The 16,916-nt window shown below is 40.0% G+C and carries 12 protein-coding genes and 1 tRNA gene; 10 read left to right on the forward strand and 3 right to left on the reverse strand.

Annotation, left to right across the window (positions count from 1 at the left end):
* Positions 1-41 precede the first annotated feature (41 nt).
* From AACU25_RS01235 to ftsH2, 7 genes are all read left to right on the forward strand, one after another.
* Positions 42-1,217 (forward strand): esterase-like activity of phytase family protein, encoded by a 1,176-nt coding sequence (locus tag AACU25_RS01235; RefSeq protein ID WP_096573545.1) that lies wholly within the window; start codon positions 42-44, stop codon positions 1,215-1,217.
* Between the two features lie 494 nt (positions 1,218-1,711).
* Complete coding sequence (locus AACU25_RS01240) at positions 1,712-3,328, forward strand: serine/threonine protein kinase (RefSeq protein ID WP_096573546.1); 1,617 nt, start codon at positions 1,712-1,714, stop codon at positions 3,326-3,328.
* 199 nt (positions 3,329-3,527) lie between these two features.
* Positions 3,528-5,081, forward strand: a complete 1,554-nt coding sequence (locus AACU25_RS01245; protein ID WP_096573547.1) for a serine/threonine protein kinase — start codon at positions 3,528-3,530, stop codon at positions 5,079-5,081.
* A gap of 142 nt (positions 5,082-5,223) precedes the next feature.
* Positions 5,224-5,297, forward strand: a tRNA-Asp gene (locus AACU25_RS01250).
* Positions 5,298-5,436: 139 nt separating this feature from the next.
* Positions 5,437-6,879, forward strand: a complete 1,443-nt coding sequence (gene gltX, locus AACU25_RS01255) for a glutamate--tRNA ligase (RefSeq protein ID WP_096573548.1) — start codon at positions 5,437-5,439, stop codon at positions 6,877-6,879.
* 237 nt (positions 6,880-7,116) lie between these two features.
* The gene (locus AACU25_RS01260) at positions 7,117-7,611 is read left to right on the forward strand and encodes a hypothetical protein (RefSeq protein ID WP_096573549.1); all 495 of its coding nucleotides are present in this window, start codon (positions 7,117-7,119) and stop codon (positions 7,609-7,611) included.
* A 710-nt stretch (positions 7,612-8,321) separates the two neighbouring features.
* Entirely contained in the window at positions 8,322-10,208 is a 1,887-nt protein-coding gene (ftsH2, locus tag AACU25_RS01265) for an ATP-dependent zinc metalloprotease FtsH2 (RefSeq protein WP_096573550.1), read from the forward strand.
* A gap of 81 nt (positions 10,209-10,289) precedes the next feature.
* On the opposite strand, the gene AACU25_RS01270 is transcribed toward ftsH2, so the two are convergent.
* Positions 10,290-10,739: a hypothetical protein gene (locus AACU25_RS01270; protein WP_096573551.1), complete on the reverse strand. Its 450-nt coding sequence runs from the start codon at positions 10,737-10,739 to the stop codon at positions 10,290-10,292.
* A gap of 443 nt (positions 10,740-11,182) precedes the next feature.
* Here AACU25_RS01270 and recR point away from each other — a divergent pair, with 443 nt between their 5' ends.
* Both recR and AACU25_RS01280 read left to right on the forward strand, forming a co-directional pair.
* Positions 11,183-11,740 (forward strand): recombination mediator RecR, encoded by a 558-nt coding sequence (gene recR, locus AACU25_RS01275; protein WP_045872549.1) that lies wholly within the window; start codon positions 11,183-11,185, stop codon positions 11,738-11,740.
* A gap of 343 nt (positions 11,741-12,083) precedes the next feature.
* Positions 12,084-12,950 (forward strand): hypothetical protein, encoded by an 867-nt coding sequence (locus tag AACU25_RS01280; protein WP_321206623.1) that lies wholly within the window; start codon positions 12,084-12,086, stop codon positions 12,948-12,950.
* 361 nt (positions 12,951-13,311) lie between these two features.
* Here AACU25_RS01280 and AACU25_RS01285 read toward each other — a convergent pair whose 3' ends face one another.
* Positions 13,312-14,799: a TM0106 family RecB-like putative nuclease gene (locus AACU25_RS01285; RefSeq protein ID WP_096573553.1), complete on the reverse strand. Its 1,488-nt coding sequence runs from the start codon at positions 14,797-14,799 to the stop codon at positions 13,312-13,314.
* 170 nt (positions 14,800-14,969) lie between these two features.
* On the opposite strand from AACU25_RS01285, the gene AACU25_RS01290 reads away from it, so the two are divergent.
* On the forward strand, positions 14,970-16,148 hold the full coding sequence (locus AACU25_RS01290; RefSeq protein WP_190445678.1) for an aminotransferase class V-fold PLP-dependent enzyme: 1,179 nt from the start codon (positions 14,970-14,972) through the stop codon (positions 16,146-16,148).
* A 144-nt stretch (positions 16,149-16,292) separates the two neighbouring features.
* Here AACU25_RS01290 and AACU25_RS01295 read toward each other — a convergent pair whose 3' ends face one another.
* A complete protein-coding gene (locus AACU25_RS01295; RefSeq protein ID WP_096573554.1) occupies positions 16,293-16,652 on the reverse strand; it encodes a hypothetical protein in 360 nt (119 codons plus the stop codon).
* Between the last annotated feature and the right edge of the window lie 264 nt (positions 16,653-16,916).

The raw sequence follows: 16,916 nt of genomic DNA on the forward strand, positions 1-16,916 counted from the left end.
TTTATTATTAATGACGAATTACTTTAATCCTGGCATTATTCATGAAATTTATCAAAAAATTCTTAACTTGGCGAAGAATTATTTATTTTACTATTCCTATACTTATAATCAGTTTTTTAGCCAGCAATTTTACATGGGGGGCTGTCACAGTTAGTAGTATTGAGTTTATGGGAGAAGCAACAATCCCAAAGGGATTGCTGGTACAAAATACTCTAGTGGGAGGCTTATCTGGAATTACTTATGATGCCAATCATGATGTTTATTATGCTATATCTGATGACAGAGGCAATAAAGCTCCAGCAAGATTTTACACTTTAAAAATTGACCTCAGTCAAGGTTCACTCAAAAACAATGGTGTTGCTACTATTGGGGTAACAACTCTGTTAAATGAGGATGGTGAAAAGTTCGCTCCAGGTACTAGCGATACAGAAGGTATTGCTTTAACTCACAAAAAAACTGTTTTCATCTCTTCTGAAGGGGATTCTGGGGAATCAAGCAATCTTTTCATTAAAGAATTCTCATTGTCTAATGGTAAGGCGATCGCAACGCTACCTATACCAGACAAATTTTTACGCAATAAAAATAGTCAGCATGGTATTCGCAGCAATTTGGCTTTTGAAAGCCTCACTATTACACCAGATAACAATAAACTGTTTACAGCTACCGAAAATGCCCTAATTCAAGATGGGCCAGCTGCTCAACCTAATATCAGCACTCCCTGCCGGATTTTACAATATAACTTGCTCACCAAACAGCCAGAAAAGGAATTTTTATATTTTACAGAAGCAGTTTCACCCTTTTTAAATATTACTGGCAAGTTTGCTAGCGGCTTACCTGATTTAGTTGCTCTCGATAATCAAGGAACATTCCTGAGTTTAGAACGCTCTTTTACAGGCTTAGGATTTTCGATTCTCCTGTTTCAGACTTCTCTAGCAGGCGCTGATGATATTCATCATCTCGATAGCCTGTTGAATGTTCAGCAAAAAATCAAACCTGTGCAGAAAAAGCTACTGTTAGATTTACGAAGTCTGAATGTATTGCTAGACAATATTGAAGGCTTAACTCTTGGCCCCATATTACCTGATGGGCAACGTGCTTTAATTTTGGTCAGCGACAACAATTTTAATGCCCTACAACGTACCCAAATATTAGCTTTTAAGGTGAAAATCGATTCACCCTTAATTAGGCTGTTGCGCCGTTTTCTACCCAATTTCTAGCGCTAAATTAGAAAATACTTTTTTCAGCTTTATCTAGCTGGAGTAAAACTCCACTTAAGCCCTATTCCTCCACATCATAATGGTATAGAAATTCGTAGTCAGCACTTGAGAAACCGAAAGTTGTAGCTACGAATTTATTCTTGATGGGGGTTTGTAGAAACATCTAGTAATATGCACACTACAAAAGTTTCATTACTTCCTGAAGATTCTTTGTACTTACGTGTAATTACTGAGGAAGCAATACAAAGCAATCATCATTATTTGCGGATTCAGTGTAATTTACCATACGTTTAGCTTCACAAATATGTTACACCATGTTTAAGAGTTATTGCACACAGATTTTCCGTAATTTTATTAAAAATTAACCAGGTTTTATTGTAAATTTTAGCTGGCATAATCAACTCTATAAAAATGTGAATATCTTTTTAGATAAAATAAAGGCTGAAAAGGCACTTTATTAATAAGTATCTGGCTTTTTATTAATAAAAAATTTTATGCTAAATCCTATCCCTAATGTCACTAATGTTAAAACTGAATTAGATGTTTATATTGGTAAACTCCTCAATAATCGCTATCTAATCAGAGATTTGATTGGCAAAGGCGGAATGGGTAGGGTTTACCTAGCAGAAGATGTTGCTAAAGGCGGAATGCCAGTAGCCGTAAAAATTCTATCCCTGAGCTTGGGTAGTCAGCAAATGACTCAACGCTTTGCTAGAGAAATTTTTATTGGCGCTCAATTAGGACGGAAAAGTAAAAATATTGTGAGGATGTTTAGCTATGGCGTAACTGAGGAAAATATTCCTTATTATGTCATGGAATATCTCCAAGGAAAAAACCTAAAACGCATTCTCAAAACTCAGACATTTTCAATCACAAAAGTTTTAGATATCTCCAATCAAATTTGTCTAGGTTTACAGTGTGCTCATCAAGGTATCATCCTCAAAGGAGAAAATTATCCGATTGTACATCGTGATATTAAACCAGAAAATATTTTCATTATTGAAGATGGTAAAAAAGAGCCTCTGGTCAAAATTTTAGATTTTGGGATTGCTAAATTTTTAACAGAGCGTAGTGGTATGACGCTCACTGATTCATTTATTGGTAGTTTACCTTACTGTTCTCCAGAACACATGGAAGGGCGTAAACTCCTGGATGTGCGCTCTGATATTTACAGTTTAGGAATCTTGATGTTTGAAATGTTTACAGGAAAACATCCATTTCACACAACAAGTAACTCTTTTGGTATTTGGTATCAAGCGCATCACTTTCAAGCACCACCAGCATTTGCGGAGGTAAATTCGCAAGTCGTCGTACCCGATCAGTTACAAAAATTAGTAATGCGTTGTTTAGCAAAAGAAGTTAGCGATCGCCCACAAAATATTAAAGAAATATTAGAAATTTTAGAACAGGTCAAATCGGAAGTTGCAATTGCTTCTAATAGTAGTACTGAGAGGGTAGAAAGTAATCCAATATTACAGATAGTACCGCTAACATCATTCACAGAAAAAGAGTGTTTACAGAAAAGCTGGCCAAAAAATCGGCCAATTGCGACCATAGGTTTTCCTAGTTTATTACATACATTACAAGGAACTGTACCCACCTTTTGGGCAATGTTACCCCAACAAGAAATTAACAAATTTTTCAAGAAATCTCATGGCACTGAATTTATTGCCAAAATCAATGTTTATCCTATGATTTTATGGAGTACTTTACTATACAATACTCAAAATTCTCAAGCTAAATGGCTCTCATGCTTTTTAGATATGAAAGATAATAAAGGTCAAAAAATTCTGCGTAGTTTAGCAGAAACAGGATTTTATCATTTATTATTCTTTCCTTTAGAAGAACCGCACAAATGTACTAAGGTAATGACTTTAACTCTTAATGCTAACCAACGTCAGCAATTACTAGATTGGTTAGGGAGCAGTCAAAACGCCAATGAATTTATTTCTGCTAAACAAGCAAAAATTATTTTAAAGGCAGATTACGAACGTTTAAAATCTAGCATTCTCCGGAAAATGGTAGCTAATTTACCAAAGAACGATGATAATCTTAAATCTAAAATCATGAAATTGTTTTATACCTTTTTTCAGATGATATTGCGCCGTTAAGTCTGTATGGAAAAGGTTTGAATAATTCGAGTTAGAGAAGAGCGTTTCTCTTGTGAATGAATAGCTGGAAAACAGATATTAGTTTTGAGAAATCAGATAAAAGTCTTAAAGGGTAGATAGCCAGAATTATACATATATTAAAAATTGTTAGTTAAAATACTCATTATTAATTTTGGTGAGTATTTAAGAGGTTATAAAAGTGAATCAAAGCTCATCAGCGTCTCCCGATAGTAAAGGGTTGCTTGCCAATCGGTATCAACTGATCAAGTTAATTGGCACAGGAGGTATGGGCAAGGTTTTTTTAGCGAACGATGTTTTGTTAGGAGGAACACCAGTCGCTATCAAGTTTCTAGCTCAAACTGTTTTAAACCCAAAGTTGCAAAAAGATTTTGCACGGGAAGCAATGGTGAGCGCAGCTTTGAGCCAAAAAAGTATACATATCGTCAAGGCTTATGATTATGGCGTAAGTGAACAAGGTTACCCCTTTTACGTCATGGAATATTTATCGGGGAAATCTTTAAAGGAATTCATACCGATGAACTTGCCAATGTTTATGAATCTGACACGTCAGGTTTGTTTAGGCTTACAGTGCGCCCATCAAGGGATGAATATAGAAGGTAAAATTTATCCACTTGTTCATAGAGATATTAAGCCAGCAAATATTTTAGTAATGCCCGACCCTATATTAGGTTATTTAGCAAAAATCTTAGATTTTGGCATTGCTAAATTTGTAAATGCTGTATCAACAATTAGTACAAATAAAGGATTTCATGGCACTTTACCTTATTGTTCACCAGAGCAATTAGAAGGAGAAGAATTAGATAGTCGCTCTGATATTTATAGCCTGGGTGTGATGATGTTTGAAATGCTCACAGGTAAAAAACCTTGGGAACCAGAAACCGATCACTTTGGTGCTTGGTATAAAGCACATCACTTTGAGCCACCAAGAGCGATCGCAGCAGTTAAACCAGAACTGCAATTACCCAAAGAGCTAAATGAATTAATTATGGCTTGTTTAGCAAAAGCTCCACGCGATCGCCCTCAAAGTAGTACCCAATTGCTGCAAGTCTTAGAAAATATCAATCGCACTTATTATCTCAATTGGCCTGCAAATAAGAGTTCCATGAAAGTGGGTAGTAATATTCCAGCTGAATCAGTCAATGGCAACAATCCTCATATTGCTGCCAAATCTGATTTACCTGTGGCTGTAGAACAAATTTGTTGGAAAGCAATTTGGCCGCCAAACAAACCGATTCAGGAAATTGTGTTTCCGAGGCTTTTAGATATCGAAAAAAACCCTGTAGCCTCACTCTGGCTAATGTTGCCCAAAGCAGAAATTCAAAAGCGTTCCCATTCTATCCGTTACAACCAGTTTCTCTTCATCAAACTTCCTCACCCGATGCTGCTGTGGCTGACAGTTTTGTACAACAAGCAACTAGGGCCAAAGTGGCTACCCTGCTACCTCGATATGCAAGAACCGCAAAATCAAAAAATGGTGTATTCCTTAGCCAGCAATGAACGCTACCCGTTAATTTTATTTACCCTGGAAGCGCCTAATTCTTGTACTAGCGTTATGAGCAGTTACATTAATGAAACTCAGCGACAAACGTTGAAAACTTGGCTAGAACAGAGTAAAACCTTACCACCCTCATCTCAAGCGCATTTGAGTAAAAACCTCTTAAAGCAACAGTACAAGCAAATGCAATCCCAGATTCAGGAGCATTTAGCTTCAATGCCAGCAGCTGTAGGCTGAGGGACTTCTAAAAAAATAAGCAGAGGGAGCAGAGGGAGCAGAGGAGGAAGAATACAATTCTGGTCTTCTCTTTGAAATTTCCTCCACCAAATTGCTTGACAACTTAAAAAAAAATCTGCATAATAGCAAAGTCGGTAATCAAGGGACTGTAGTTCAATTGGTTAGAGCACCGCCCTGTCACGGCGGAAGTTGCGGGTTCGAGCCCCGTCAGTCCCGTTCTAACGAAAGATTAATAAGTGTTGAACGCTTAGTAAACTGAGGTAAAGGGAACTCATTATCAATATTTACCTCCACAAAGCACTGGTTCCTCAGTGCTTGTTATAGTGATCATGCTTTGCTAAAGAGAGAAAGAACTGTGACTGTTAGAGTCCGTATTGCTCCAAGTCCAACTGGAAATCTACATATCGGTACAGCTAGAACGGCTGTATTTAATTGGCTATTTGCTCGCCACCACGGTGGGAAATTTATCCTGCGAATTGAAGACACAGACCTAGAGCGATCGCGTCCTGAATACACAGAGAATATTCTTGAAGGGTTGCGCTGGTTAGGGCTGAACTGGGATGAAGGCCCATTTTTTCAATCTCAACGCCTGGAACTCTATAAACAAGCAGTAGAAAAACTACTAGCACAAGGTTTAGCCTATCGCTGCTATACCACCAGTGAAGAACTAGAGGCTTTACGGGAAGCCCAAAAAGCCAAAGGGGAAGCACCACGTTATGACAACCGTCACCGCAATCTCACCCCAGAACAAGAAGCTGCTTTCAAAGCTGAAGGACGTAGCTTTGTCATTCGCTTCAAAATCGAGGACGACAGAGAAATTGTTTGGGATGATTTAGTTCGGGGAAAAATGTCTTGGCGGGGTAGTGATTTGGGTGGTGATATGGTGATCGCCCGTGCTTCCGAAGATGGTGTTGGTCAACCACTGTATAACTTTGTGGTTGTGGTTGATGACATCGATATGCAAATCACCCATGTGATTCGGGGAGAAGACCACATCGCCAACACCGCCAAGCAAATTCTCCTTTATGAAGCTATGGGGGCAAAAATTCCCCAATTCGCCCACTCACCGCTAATTTTGAATATGGAAGGGCGGAAGCTTTCCAAGCGGGATGGCGTAACTTCAATTTCCGATTTTAAGCAATTAGGTTTCACTTCCGAAGGCTTAGTCAATTACATGACTTTACTGGGTTGGTCAGCACCAGACTCGACTCAAGAAATCTTCACTTTAGAAGCAGCAGCCAAGGAATTTAGCTTTGAGCGTGTTAATAAAGCAGGTGCAAAATTTGACTGGGCGAAATTGGATTGGTTAAATAGCCAGTACATCCATAATATGCCAGTCAGCCAGCTCACAGATTTACTCATTCCTTATTGGGAAGCAGCAGGCTTTAACTTTGATGGGGGACGTGATCGTGCTTGGTTAGAGCAATTAGTAGCTTTACTTGGGCCAAGTTTAACTCGCCTCAAAGATGCTGTCGCTCAGAGCCAACTGTTTTTCACTGAGACAGTTGAATTTAGCGAGGAAGCCAGTAAACAGTTACAACAAGAAGGTTCTGCGGCTGTTTTACAAGGAATTCTTGCAGCTTTAGAAACTCAAGAATTGCAAGAAGCTACGGCCCAAGAGATTATTAAGCAGGTGGTAAAAGCCCAAAATGTCAAGAAAGGCTTAGTAATGCGATCGCTCCGCGCTGCTTTAACTGGAGATGTTCATGGCCCAGACTTGATTCAATCCTGGCTATTACTCCACAAAATTGGTTTAGATCGCCCCCGCTTGAGTAAAGCGATCGCAGCAAGCAGTTAGCTCAGAGTCTTTGACAATATTTTAGATTTTTAGAGGCGTACTCAAGTGCGCCTCTATTCATAGATATTAAGCAGTCATAGGGATTGGGGATTGGCAATTGGGTAATGGGTAATGGGTAATTGGTAATTGGTAATCGGGAAAAGCACCCAACTCTAAACTAGTTAATTCTTCTATTTTTGGGAACTTTACGTGTAAAATTCATGTCATCAACTCCACTTAGATAACCATGTGATTAAAATGCCGAAAAGAGTTCTTAACAAAGGAATAAGATTATCATTAATGGTGGTTACACTCTTAGTCACATCGGTCACTCATGCTGGAGCAGATGTGCCACAAACGCCACCAATATTTGGAGATATCTCCATCGGTAAGAATTTTTCTCCTGACCCCTTCACTGTTCGGGGTATGAGTGGCGGTTCAGTTCCAAGTAACCAAGTAGCAAAGCGAACTGAAACTGCAACCGGGCCATGTACTGGATTTGTTGATGAAACACCAGACCATAAATTAGAAATCACTACTAAATTGGATTACTTGAAGCTACAAGTGCAAAGTCCTGAAGATACTACACTCATAGTCAAAGGCCCTGGTGGTACATGGTGTAATGACGAGTTTGATGGTAAAAATCCTGGGATGCTTGGTGAATGGCTCCCAGGAACTTACCAGATTTGGGTAGGTTCCTATGTCAAAGGCAAATATTTTCCTTACACTCTCCAAATCAGCGAAGTGAAATAATAAAAAAGTGCTGAGTGCTGAGAAGCCACTGCGCCCTTACGGGTTTCCCAGCTTAAAGCAAGGGGGATTGCTGAGTGAAAATTCTAATTGAGACTTTCATGCAGGGCTTGTGAAATTTTTTTCATTAAGACTGGCTCCTGCCTCAAAACCAGGCATCTATCTCATGTACGGCTGTAGGTTGCGAGAAGTGCTAACAGGTAGTTGCAGCTTACAATACATCAGCTTTAGCCCAAGGATTTCATAATCTAAAATCGAGCATCCACAATAGTATAGAGGGGGAGAGGAACAGCAATAGCTCAGGGAGTATGGCTTTGATGACGCTTCCTAATGCTGATGTTCCTCAAATCTCGTGTCGCGGTGGGACTATTATGTATTAAAATTAAGTTAACTTTAATTAAGATTCGTGTTGTCGCTCTAGATTTACTGTAAAGACCTTATAGTTCTAGGACACTGCACACAAAACATCAAATTCATCAAAATGGATTTATTAAGAGTCCGTTTCACAGCTAGCTAGCAACCAAGAAAGGATGGATGATCACAAAGAAGTTTTGAATTCTAGGATGACGCGCCCTCTAGCTAGTGCTGCAGGGTCAGTTAGTTTGAAAATTTTTATACTTTTTACTTCCATAATCAACCTGAATTTAGCAGGATGATTGATCATTTGGTTGCTAAAGCTGATGAGTTGTATTGGCATTTAGAGGCAGATTAAAATGAAACTTTCTTGGAAAGTCCTATTACTGTGGACGTTACCTGCTTTGGTAATTGGCTTTTTCTTCTGGCAAGGAGCATTTGCTGGCGCTCCTGCTGACATGACGAAGAATGCAGCCAATACGCGCATGACCTATGGACGCTTTCTGGAATATTTGGACGCTAATCGCGTCAGTAGTGTAGATCTTTATGAAGGTGGTAGGACAGCGATTATCGAAGCCGTAGATCCAGATATTGAAAATCGTATTCAACGCTGGCGAGTAGATCTGCCTGTTAACGCACCTGAGTTAATTAGCAAGCTCAAAGACAAAGGAATTAGTTTTGATGCCCACCCCATGCGGAATGATGGGGCTATTTGGGGACTTTTAGGCAATCTGGTTTTTCCCATTATATTGATTGCGGGTCTGTTCTTTTTGTTCCGTCGCTCTAGCAACCTCCCAGGCGGGCCAGGTCAAGCAATGAACTTCGGCAAATCCAGAGCACGTTTTCAAATGGAAGCCAAAACTGGCGTGAAGTTTGACGATGTAGCAGGTATTGAAGAAGCCAAAGAAGAACTACAAGAAGTCGTTACCTTCTTAAAACAGCCAGAAAGATTTACTGCTGTAGGCGCACGTATTCCCAAAGGCGTGTTGTTAGTTGGCCCTCCAGGAACTGGTAAAACTTTACTAGCAAAAGCGATCGCAGGCGAAGCTGGTGTACCTTTCTTCAGCATTTCTGGTTCAGAATTCGTAGAAATGTTTGTGGGTGTAGGTGCCTCTCGTGTACGTGACCTATTTAAAAAAGCCAAAGACAACGCCCCTTGTATCATATTTATTGATGAAATTGACGCAGTAGGTAGACAACGGGGTGCTGGTATTGGTGGCGGTAACGATGAGCGCGAACAAACCCTCAACCAGCTACTCACCGAAATGGATGGTTTTGAAGGTAACACAGGCATCATTATTATTGCTGCTACCAACCGTCCTGACGTATTAGACTCAGCATTATTGCGTCCCGGACGCTTTGACCGTCAAGTAACCGTTGATGCACCGGATATTAAAGGACGTTTGGAAATCTTACAAGTCCACGCCCGAAATAAGAAATTAGACCCTAGCGTATCCTTAGATGCGATCGCTCGCCGCACACCAGGATTCACAGGTGCAGATTTAGCCAACTTACTCAACGAAGCTGCTATTCTCACCGCCAGAAGACGCAAAGAAGGCATTACCCTCACCGAAATTGATGATGCGGTGGATCGGGTAGTTGCAGGGATGGAAGGTACTCCCTTGGTTGACAGCAAGAGCAAGCGCTTAATTGCTTACCACGAAGTAGGACACGCTTTAGTGGGAACAGTCTTAAAAGACCATGACCCAGTACAGAAAGTTACCTTGATTCCTCGCGGACAAGCACAGGGTTTAACTTGGTTTACACCCAACGAAGAACAAGGATTAATTACTCGTTCTCAACTGAAAGCGCGGATTACTGGTGCTTTAGGTGGACGCGCTGCAGAAGAAGTCATTTTTGGTGCTGCGGAAGTTACCACTGGTGCAGGTGGCGACTTACAACAGCTGTCGGGAATGGCGAGACAAATGGTAACCAGATTCGGGATGTCTGATTTAGGCCCCCTATCTTTGGAAAGCCAACAAGGTGAAGTATTCTTAGGTCGTGACTGGACAACTCGATCTGAATATTCCGAAGCGATCGCTTCTCGGATCGATGCTCAAGTGAGAGCGATCGTAGAAGAATGCTACGAACAAGCTAAGAAAATCATTCGTGAAAATCGTAGCGTCACCGACCGTTTAGTTGATCTGTTGATCGAAAAAGAAACAATTGACGGCGCTGAATTTCGGCAAATTGTGGCTGAGTACACTCACGTGCCTGAAAAGCCTCAGTATGCACCACAACTATAATCAGTAATTAAAAATTAGTTAAAAAGATGGGTATGGTAATAACATCATACCCATCTTTTTATGCTTAAACTCTTGAAAACTCTAACTATTTGAACGTTCTATCGGACGCTTAATTGCTTCATCTGCACGCATTTGTCTGAACTGCTTGCGAACTAATTCTAAATCTTCTTCTGTTTTAATAGCATCAAAATCTTCAATAAGTTCTTCAGCTTTAACTATATAAGAAGGATAAAAAGCAATTTTTTCTTGTACGTTGTAAAGTCTTTGAAGACTGATGAGTGCTGTGGATATTAATCCCAGCCATGCTGAAGCTGAAACACCAAGAGGAGCAGCCCAAGGGTTTTTAGTATCTTTAAAGGTAGGGCTAGTTCCAGTGATCGCAATTAAAACTGTTAGTAAAATAGATAAAGTTATGATTATATTATTGGTGTATTGATTGCGGATAAATCTAGCTTTATAAGCATTTCTATATGCTTTTATCTGATTTTTCAGTTCTTGATTATTATTAATAATTTCATTTTGACTAGACATAATATCAAAATATGTGTAATAGATATTAAATTTATTGGTTAATCATTTGCATGAACGCAAAAATTATTATATATTATTCAGCAATTGAGACCACTTCTGCTGCATTGTTTCCTTCAACGAGTTTAAACCCAGCGTGGGTTCATTTCTTCATAAGTTTAATTAGAAAATTTTTAGGCTCGGATTGCTTGACAAATTCTATAGTTAATCAAAGGTGAGTCCATAGAGGAAATTTTTTCAGGCATTACAATCCTATGCTTACTTGAATAATTTTATACTTTATATTCTTTTTTGGAGACGCTACGCGTAGCTTGCTTCCCCGCAGGGGTAGATACTTTATCCTTCAGCCCCAAAATGTTGTAAGAATGTCATCATAGTTAAGGTAAAAACATTCTGGAGATAAAGCTACGGTTTACGCACGTCCTTTAGCACGGTTAATTGAGCAACTGCAACGCCTACCGGGAGTTGGGCCTAAGTCAGCCCAGCGATTGGCTTTGCATATTCTGAAGCGGCCAGAAACGGAAGTAGAGGCTTTAGCACAAGCCCTAATTGATGCGAAAAAACAGGTAGGCTTGTGTTCTGTCTGCTTTCATTTATCTGCTGAACCAGTTTGTGAAATCTGCCGCAACCCTAACCGCGAGCAAAATACTATATGTGTGGTAGCAGATTCCCGTGATGTGATTGCACTGGAAAAAACCCGCGAGTACAAAGGTAAGTATCACGTTCTAGGTGGGGTGATTTCGCCAATGGATGGGATTGGCCCAGAACAGCTAACTGTTCAGGCTTTGGTGCGGCGAGTCAGTCAACAAAAACCCCAGGAAGTGATTTTGGCAATCAGTCCCAGCGTGGAAGGGGAAACCACAACATTATATATTGGTCAGTTATTGAAACCTTTTACAAAGGTAACGCGGATTGCCTTTGGTTTACCTGTGGGCGGTGATTTAGAGTACGCTGACGAGGTAACTTTGGCTAGAGCCTTGGAAGGCCGCAGAGAATTAGATTAGCAGCAGTTTTCGCCAACAAAAATCTACTCAGAGAAAAAATAGAAAGTGTAATGGTGCGATCGCTTTTATGAAGAGCGATCGCACTCACTAATTTTTAGACCAACCAAGACAATCCACAAAATTTTAGTCCACAAGAAAGACCCTGTTTTATCTGTGGTTCACAAAATTTTGTTTGGGGTCGCACTGTAGGCGAATCACTAAGTACTTGGGTATATTTCCTGGCATTGGATGCTACATGGGCAGAAGGCGAAAAGCTACAAGCCCGTAAATGCCTTAATTGACATAATGTGCAGCTTTTTGTTGAGGATTGAGCTGGGAAAGTCCGTAAAAGCCAATTTTTAGGATGTATATATTATCAGTTCTCTTCTCTGCCACCAAGCCAATGTATAACAACTACAATCAGTCTTCTTTTCCTACCGCTGGTTTATCAATCTGGCGGGGAAATTATTTCAACTATGTAGTACCAAATAATTGGCGAGTGGTTGAGGATGGTCAATTTGCTGTTGTTCTGGTTTCTCCAGACAATGCTGCTTTGACAATTATGGTGGGAAATTCGGGACTACCTGTAAACTATAACCCTTGGCAGTTCGTTTACGAGAAACTATTAGCACTCCAGCCTTACGACCTGCGAATTGGTCAACCCCGCCCAGCGCAACCAATCGCTGGATGTTCAGCTGCTTATGAGTTTGATTGCACATACTTCTCCAATGGTATTCCCTGCCAAGGTCTAGCCAAGTGCAGCGTCGCATATAGTTACAACATCTGTACTATGGTAATGACTTGTGCCGCATCGCACCAATCACAGTGGGCTAATTATGCTTCATGGTTGCCACAGGTAGCATCTCAGGTTTCAGCAAGCAATGGGGCCGCTTTTGGAATGCAAGGAATCATGGCGCAAAATCTGGAGATTTCGCAGACTGAAGGGCAAAGATATCGGGAATACCGCGAATGGTCTCAACGGACTTGGGACGAAGTCAACCGTCAACGAAATGAATCTCTAGACCGTCAAAACTTCCAGTTTCGTGAGAATCTGGGTAATGTCACAACTTGGACAAACCCTTACGGTTATCCAAACGCCGAGTTACCAAACAACTACAACTACTATTGGATCAATCGTCAAGGACAAATATATGGTACTAATAACAGTACCGAAAATCCTAACTTTGGTTCAACTCAAGATTGGGTAAGGATGAATCGCTATTTACCCTAAACTTTTAGCAATTCAAATAATGTTGGCGACACATCAATATATTGCCTTGCCCCTATAATCTGTCGCAATAGTGCTCGCTTAAGGATTTTCAACTCTTAATTTGGTTTGGGGAAAAGGTGTACCCCTGCGCTTAAGCAAGCTACGCGTAGCGTCTTTGCAGGAGAAAGGGTAAGGGTTAAAGGTTTTTTCTTGCCCCTTTTCCCTTTCCCCTTTTGCCTTTAACCGACGAGTATTGCAATCTGTCGTATTCTTTTTTCAAATTGGTTTTAGCTAAACGACCGCGATATTATCATCTAGGTGAAATAGTAAATTTTTAATTACGAATTACAAATTACGAATTACGAATTAGTAATTATTTAATTTAAGCTGGACGCAAATAGTATTCTTCTAGGAAGAATTTCACGAGCCAGTTTTTGACATTATAGGTAGCACGGCAGTCATCTTCGTTATAGCGTTGGATCATTTCTAAGAAAGTGCGATCGCCTGTTTCTAACCACTGATCGTACCAGTAGATACACTTAGCACCGCTAGCTTCTTTGTCACGCCATTCAAACCCTAACCAACGAGCAATTGCTTTTAGGGCATAGCTTTCAATCGGTAAGGCTACACTTTGAGTTAATTGCTCATATACATCCACAAACCGATTTAATACCGGGCGTACTGAAGCATACGGAGTTTGGTAAAGCTTTGCTAGCCGTTTGACTGTATCAAATTCGTAGGCGCAAAAATGATAAATTGGGGCTTCGGGATATTGCCCAACTAAATCTAAAAACTGCTGCCAAACTAAGCCTTCATCTTCTGGTTTTGTAGCTAACAAAGAATAAAATTGTTCTGTGTTAGTTTGCCGATTAACTACCAATACCCCTAATAAATAATCTAAATTTAAATCTGGTTGTGCCTCAATATCAAAGTAAATCTCAATTGGAGCCGTGAAGGTAATATTTTCTATTGGTAGGGTATAAGGTAAGATAAACGGACGATTTTGCACTACCGATTGCGCTTGGATTACCAGTTTATGTGCTACTTGATTGTCAAAACCAGGCAAATTTTCTAAGACACTGGGGCTAGTACTAGCTAGCGATTCTAAGCTAGTCAGGGAGAGTGATTGCAGTTGAGTATAGCGTAGCGGTGAAACTCCTGGTAACAGTGAGAGGTGTTTCTCTGATTGCGCGATCGCATAACATTGACTATGCCAGTGGCAAAGATTGCATTTTTGGCGAGAGATGAATACTTCTGGCCCTTCTTGTGACTCTAGCGCTTGAATTAACTCAGCCAAAATCAACTGCATTTGGGGCGACCATTTCAGTAAATCTACTGGATAAGTAGTTTCTTTAGTACGTAATTTTAGCAGCCCGATTTGGGGTGCAACTCCCTGCACCATCGCCAAAACTTGAGCATGAAATGCAACTCCCACTTGATATTCCTGCTTTGGGCGCTTACCCATTTCCATACTCGCCGGAACATACATCCAATCTCCAAAACGAGATTCTCCAGGATGTTTCACAAGTAAATCTGGGCGACTCAGCAAGGTATATTGTTGATTGTGGGGTTCTGTATCTTCCCACTGGTCGTAATTGACTAACAATATACCTCGATGAATGTAGTCAACACCACGCTGCATTAATTCTAAGGTTGCCGCTTGCCCAGCTTTCAAATTTCCTTTAGGATATTCTGGCTGCTCATAAGGCAAGTTAGCCAAAATATCCTTTTGATAAGCGATTTTATCTTGTTGGAGTTTTAGCAGCAACTCATTGGGAGTATCTCGCTGGCTTTTATCACCGTGACTATCTAAAAAAGGGCGGCGCTTACAGCGTTGATATTGCAGTAACAGATCGGCATTAATTAACATTCCTTTAAGCTAACAAGAATTCCTATTTTCTGTAAGTCTGTCAAATAACTATAATTCCTTTGGGCAGCGTGCAATGATGCACAACGATTAATCATGTATGTAAATCTTAGGCTAATCTGTTGCTTCCCAGTATAAAGCAGTTATTTTTGCCAGTTTAATCTAAAATTCTTATGATCAGTCTTTCTGACCTACAACAAAGTTTGCATCGCCATCGAGAACAATTTCCCGCTTTAGCAAATAAGACTTATTTCAATTATGGCGGTCAAGGGCCAATGCCCGTTGCAGCAATCAAGGCGATTTCTGAAACTCAAATGCACATCCAACAGCTAGGCCCCTTTGGGAATGAGGTGGGACGCTGGATTGGCAAAATTATTCAAGCCACAAAAGCTGCGATCGCATCTGAGTTGAATGTACCACCATCAACCATCACCCTTACAGAAAATGTGACTGTGGGTTGCAATATTGCGATGTGGGGTATTGAGTGGCAAACTGGCGACCATATATTGCTTTCTGATTGCGAACATCAGGGGATAATTGCGATCGCCCAGGAAATTGGGCGTAGATTTAATGTGGAAGTTACCACTTGTCCCTTAATGGACACCTTAAACGTAGGCGACCCTGTAGAAGTTATTTCCCAAAATTTACGCCCAAATACCCGCCTTGTAGTTTTAAGCCACATCCTCTGGAATACGGGTCAGCTTTTACCCTTAGAAAAAATTTCTGAATTATGCAGAAATAACAATTCTTTACTTTTAGTTGATGCTGCCCAGTCTGTTGGGGCTATGCCTTTAAATTTAACTCAATTGGGAGTAGATTTTTATGCTTTTACAGGTCACAAGTGGTTATGTGGCCCGGCTGGTGTAGGTGGGTTGTATGTGCGTCCTGAAGTCCAAGCCAATTTGCAACCCACCTTTATAGGCTGGCGTAGCGTTGTTATTGATGAGCGCAGTAAGCCTGTAGATTGGGAAAAAGGTGGACAACGTTATGAAGTAGCAACATCAGATTATCCATTGTACATTGCCTTACAGGAAGCGATCGCTATTCATCAGCAATGGGGAACACCAGAAAAACGTTATCAACAAATTTGCCGTAACAGCGAATATCTGTGGCGCAAGTTATCAGCGTTACCCAATATCAAATGTTTGCGGACTTCTCCACCTGAAAGCGGTTTAATTTCATTTCAACTAGCTAACCAACAACCCCAAACTACCTCAGAAGTAGTGCAATTTTTAGAATCACAAAGAATATTTACCCGCAAAATTGCCGACCCCAACTGTGTACGCGCCTGCGTTCATTACTTTACTTTAGAATCGGAAATCGACCAATTAGTTGAGGCGTTGCGAGAGTAGGGATTAGGAGTTGGGGATTAGGGACTGGGGATTGGGTAAAAGGAAAATAGAAAAATAACTTTTGAATTTTGAGTACAGACTCGATTAATCGCGTCTGTTACAACTTTTGAATTTTATCCCTTGATCCCTACCCCTTAACTCTCCTTATTGACTATTACTAAAATCAAACTGTACTTGCGTTCCGTCATTACCGTTAAAAGACTGAACAGGAACAAATAAGACAGAACTGTTAGGTGCTGATAAGGTTTCTTTAAGTTGCAAACCTTCAGAGAGTTTATTATTTACTTGATTTTGATTGGAAACAGTTGCGGGATTTTGTTGCTCAAAAAAACTGTTAAAGTCTTGTTGAGCATTTCTATTATTAATTCCGGTTAAAGAATCACCAGTTATTGAATATGAGTCTATATTTTGGTTTGATGCTCCTGATGATTGTGCTTGAACCGGGTTTACTATGCTTGCAAAAGCTGTCATTATTGCCAATAAAGCAAAAATTCTAGCGTTCATAAGTTTCCCCCAATTCTCTGTAGATTGATATAATTTCGCTGCGTTATATTATTCTCAGCTTGATTATAAATTAACCTTTACAATTAATTGTAATCACCTATACTTAATGATTAATTAATTTTTTAATTATCTTAAATGAAAGTAATATATTAAATCAAAAATTTATTTTGTTTTACAAATCTGGTAACCACCTAGAAATAGATAACAATCAAGACTAATTTATTTTTACTTCCAACTTAATCTATGCAAAAACGAGATTTATCC

It is taken from the genome of Tolypothrix tenuis PCC 7101 (assembly GCF_963874875.1).
GTDB lineage: Bacteria > Cyanobacteriota > Cyanobacteriia > Cyanobacteriales > Nostocaceae > Aulosira > Aulosira tenue.

What these genes read in the sequence shown, in the direction of transcription:
- AACU25_RS01235 (WP_096573545.1), top strand. Translation starts at nt 42, where the DNA reads ATGAAATTTATCAAAAAATTCTTAACTTGGCGAAGAATTATTTATTTT.
- AACU25_RS01240 (WP_096573546.1), top strand. Translation starts at nt 1,712, where the DNA reads ATGCTAAATCCTATCCCTAATGTCACTAATGTTAAAACTGAATTAGAT.
- AACU25_RS01260 (WP_096573549.1), top strand. Translation starts at nt 7,117, where the DNA reads ATGCCGAAAAGAGTTCTTAACAAAGGAATAAGATTATCATTAATGGTG.
- ftsH2 (WP_096573550.1), top strand. Translation starts at nt 8,322, where the DNA reads ATGAAACTTTCTTGGAAAGTCCTATTACTGTGGACGTTACCTGCTTTG.
- AACU25_RS01270 (WP_096573551.1), bottom strand. Translation starts at nt 10,739, where the DNA reads ATGTCTAGTCAAAATGAAATTATTAATAATAATCAAGAACTGAAAAAT.
- AACU25_RS01280 (WP_321206623.1), top strand. Translation starts at nt 12,084, where the DNA reads ATGTATATATTATCAGTTCTCTTCTCTGCCACCAAGCCAATGTATAAC.
- AACU25_RS01285 (WP_096573553.1), bottom strand. Translation starts at nt 14,799, where the DNA reads ATGTTAATTAATGCCGATCTGTTACTGCAATATCAACGCTGTAAGCGC.
- AACU25_RS01290 (WP_190445678.1), top strand. Translation starts at nt 14,970, where the DNA reads ATGATCAGTCTTTCTGACCTACAACAAAGTTTGCATCGCCATCGAGAA.
- AACU25_RS01295 (WP_096573554.1), bottom strand. Translation starts at nt 16,652, where the DNA reads ATGAACGCTAGAATTTTTGCTTTATTGGCAATAATGACAGCTTTTGCA.